This is a genomic window from Pedobacter sp. (assembly GCF_035566355.1).
GTDB lineage: Bacteria > Bacteroidota > Bacteroidia > Sphingobacteriales > Sphingobacteriaceae > Pedobacter.
In genome coordinates this window covers 1-4,226 of sequence record NZ_DATMRL010000105.1, presented here as the reverse complement: position 1 = coordinate 4,226, position 4,226 = coordinate 1, and the positions used below count along the sequence as shown (strand labels likewise).

Here is a 4,226-nt window from a genome sequence, read left to right as displayed (position 1 = left end):
GGCCGCATCTGTTTTGATCAGGTCTTTGACGAGATCTTTCTTCTGCTCCTGCAACCTCATGATCTTCTCTTCTATGGTTCCCGGACAAATCAACCTTACTGCAATCACATTTTTCTTTTGTCCAATACGGTAACTCCTGTCAATCGCCTGGTTTTCCACAGCCGGGTTCCACCAGGGGTCTACCAGATACACATAATCCGCCTCTGTTAAATTCAGGCCAACACCCCCAGCTTTTAAACTGATCAAAAAGACCCTGACCCCATCATTTTGCTGAAATTCGTTCACTTTTGCCGCCCTGTTTCTAGATTGTCCTGTCAGGTATTCAAATGAAATATCCCGCTGTATCAGTTCCTTTTTGATCAAATCCAGCATGGTTACAAACTGAGAAAAAACAAGAATTTTATGCTGGGATGATTTGCTCTCTATTTCCTCCATCAGTACTGTAATCTTAGAAGAAGCTTCTCCATAAAAAACATCTTCTTTCAACAGAGCCGGCGAATTACAGATCTGCCTCAATATGGTCAAGCCTTTTAAAACATGTATACTGTGCTTTGAAAGATCCTCTTCCTTATGTGTTAAAAGGAAGTTACGGTATTCTTCCTTATAAGAATCATATACTTTTCTCTGCTCCTCTCCCATCTCACAATACAAAACCATCTCCGTTTTATCCGGAAGTTCCTCCGCCACCTGTTTCTTCGTCCGGCGCAAAATAAAAGGTCTGACCTTTTTCTGCAGCTCCAGCGATCTCTTAATATCTTTAAATTTATCAATAGGCGTGGAATAATGATCTTTAAAATACTGTCTGGAACCCAAAAGACCAGGACTGGCCAGCGAAAGCTGACCGTACAGATCAAAAGTACTGTTCTCCACAGGTGTTCCGGTAATCATAATCTTATTTCTCGAACGCAACAAGGCGGCGGCATGATAACGTTGGGAAGAAGGGTTTTTTACCGATTGAGATTCATCAAGAAACACATAATTGAACTCAAACTTCTTTATAAAATTCAGATCATACAGCATCGTTCCATAAGAAGTGATCACTACATCTGCCTGATTAAAAGGACTGGTATCCTTTCGCCTCTCCGCCCCATACAATGTATGAACCTTTAACAAAGGAGCAAATCTGGTCAGCTCCGTCTGCCAGTTAAAAATAAGACTTGTTGGCACCACAATCAGGCTGGCCTGCCGTCCACGCTCTTTTTGCAGCAATATGAAAGCAATGATCTGAATGGTTTTACCCAGTCCCATATCATCTGCCAGACAACCACCAAAACCAAATTCATCCAAAAAGTTCAGCCAGTTTAAACCCTGCAACTGATAAGCCCTCAATTCGCCTGCAAAGCCCGAAGGGACATTCACTTCTGTAATAGAATGAAAATCTGAAATCCTGGAATTGAACATCGCCAGCTCAAGCTTAACTTCTTTCGACAGTACTTCCTCTCCATACATCTCCGCAATAGACGCAAAATTTACTTTAGGCGTCCGGATCACTTCTTCTGACACCTCGCCGGAATTAAAATACTTAGAGAATTTCTCGATCCATTCATCCGGTAAAATACCCAAGGTACCATCCCCCAATTGTACAAATTTGCTCTTGTTCCGGATCGATTTGTGCAAATATTTTAAAGACACCTTTTCACTTCCAAAACGAACATCTGCAGAAGTCTCAAACCAATCCAGTCCGCTCAACACCTTAATGTCAATCTTTGCCTTGTGAGGACTCAGCTTATTATTCTTCAATTCATTGAACCCAAGTACTGTGATGCCTTCCTGCTTCCACTCCTCAAATGCATCCAAAAACCAGCCATTGTCCAAAAACCTGGATTTATGCAAGTAAAAATGGGTGTGATCCAGTTGTTCCTCAAAATGAGGATGCTGCCGGATTAAGACTGAAGTCAACCTAAGTTCCAAAGGCTCATCCCGTTTCACGGTAAAAGGATTGCCCTTGGCATCCACAGAATAAATTGTTTTCTTACTCAATACAGGAACTTCTACACCACCATATTTCAATACAGGTGTCAGCAAAACATAATCTCCTTCATCAGACAGATAAATCAGCTGTTCATTAGGCAAGTCAAAATGTTGTTCCTTCAATTGCTTTGCTGTAGCCGGTTTCAGATAAGAATAGGAAACATGAATTTTATCTTCCAGACGGGCAAGTATATTTTGTTGAAATTCGTCAAATTTAGACTGATGAATCAGAATTTTATTGTTGTGCTGTTTAAAGAAATCAATCATCTTCAAAAAGTCCGGGTTATCGATCAGATAAAGCGTCTTATTGTAATCCAGAAAATAGTTAAACTTTACCTGTAATTTTTCCAGGTCATAAGATCTGTCTTCCAGATAAAGCTGTCCGGCCACCTGGTAAAAAGCATCACTCTGATCTACAGAAATTTTAATATCAATATTTAGTGCCTTAAGCATCACCGGGCTGAGCGAACTGGTGCTCACACTTTTCGCTCCATCCTTGTGCTCAAATACTTCCAAACCAAAAGGATTTCTCGCCAATGCCTTTAAAGCCTCAATATCTGAATCAGACCGTTCCGATTCATAAGCGTTTTGAAACTTGGCTACAGCAGTATAGAATTTCAGTTCATCCTTATCCTCGGCCTTCCAGATCAGATCCATAGGGTTAATCAGAATCAATGGATTCTTCACCTTTCCCTGCTGGGTCTCCTCGCCTTCGTACAATTCAATATACAAATGTCTGTAATATTTGTGTTTTCTAAGCACAATAACCCTTCTGCTCCTACCGCTCTCTTTCCCCCGGCTTCCTGCCGGATTTGCCGGCAATAAACTAGCGGCAAGTGCAGTGGTCGTTTCTGAATTCACTTTAAAAAGTGCTTTGGAGATGGGTTTAATCTCGACCGATCCGCCGTTGTACTCTGCCCGAAAGAAACGGTCCAGATCCGGCTCTTGTTCCAAACCATAATCCTTCGCCACCCGCAGCATCTTTTCCCTTCTCAAGCCTTTATCAAAAAACAAACGGATATTGTCTCTGCGAATCAAATTATAGAGCACCTGTACCTGATGGCTGCACAAACCAATGCCGCGTTCCTTACAATCACAACCCATCCTAAGTGTCCGTCCCTCTACGACAAGCGAAACATAAGCTGTCATTGCTGATCCAGGTTTGCAAATGAACAGACAATAACCCAAATCTGGCTCCAAAGGCTTTACTTCATAATAACTACCCATCTCCACATCAACTGGAGGGGCCGCATGCTGAGCTATAAAAATACTATTCAGCTCATCGATATTAAAGTCTTCGATTATAATTTCTCTATCAGGCATCAATCAAAGATACGGATATCTATCTTTGCAGAATGGCGGGCATCTATATTCACATCCCATTTTGTAAAAAGGCATGTACTTATTGCGATTTTCATTTCTCTACTTCCTTAAAATATGCGGAGGAGATGACCGATGCCATTTGCAAAGAACTGATTTTAAAAAAGGGACGTATCACCGAACTGGTAGGCAGCATTTATTTTGGTGGCGGTACACCTTCGGTATTGGACACGCCTTATCTGGCCAGGATATTCCATACCCTTACCCAGCATTATTCTATCGCTTCACATGCTGAAATCACCATAGAAACCAATCCGGATGACCTCACCGCAAAAAAGATCAGCGAACTGAGGCAGCTTCCTGTTAACCGTTTCAGTATTGGCACCCAGTCCTTCTTTGACGAAGATCTTTTATGGATGAATCGTGCCCACAGCGCATCCGAGGCCGAAACCTCTATTAAAAGAAGCCAGGATGCCGGATTCGAAAACCTGAGTATAGATCTGATTTATGGCTACCCAATTCTTACCGATCTGAAATGGGAGCATAACATCCGCAAAGCCATCGAACTGCAAACCCCACATATTTCTGCCTATTCTTTAACTGTGGAACCTAAAACCGTTCTTGCCTCTAACATCAGAAAAGGCAGGCAGGTCCCTATAAATGATGACCAAAGCGCAGAACAATTTCAAACCCTGATCCAAAAACTAGACCTGGCCGGGTTTGAGCATTATGAAATCTCCAATTACAGCCTGCCGGGAAAATACGCAGTACACAACACTAATTATTGGAGAGGGGTTCCCTATCTCGGCATTGGCCCATCTGCACATGGCTTTGATGGCACCAATCGGTATTTGAACATGGCCAGCAATCCCAGATACCTGGAACAGTTAAATAAAGGCCAGCTTGCTGAAACTGTAGAAGAGCTGACCCAGCTG

The 4,226-nt window shown here is 42.3% G+C and carries 2 protein-coding genes; one reads left to right on the top strand and one right to left on the bottom strand.

Features of this window, described 5'->3' with window-relative positions:
• The coding region (locus VNZ46_RS04085; RefSeq protein WP_325558837.1) for a DEAD/DEAH box helicase at positions 1-3,294 on the bottom strand (3,294 nt) is incomplete at its 3' end.
• 32 nt (positions 3,295-3,326) lie between these two features.
• Here VNZ46_RS04085 and hemW point away from each other — a divergent pair.
• Positions 3,327-4,226 (top strand): radical SAM family heme chaperone HemW (gene hemW, locus VNZ46_RS04080; protein WP_325558836.1); only part of this gene is annotated, 900 nt, incomplete at its 3' end.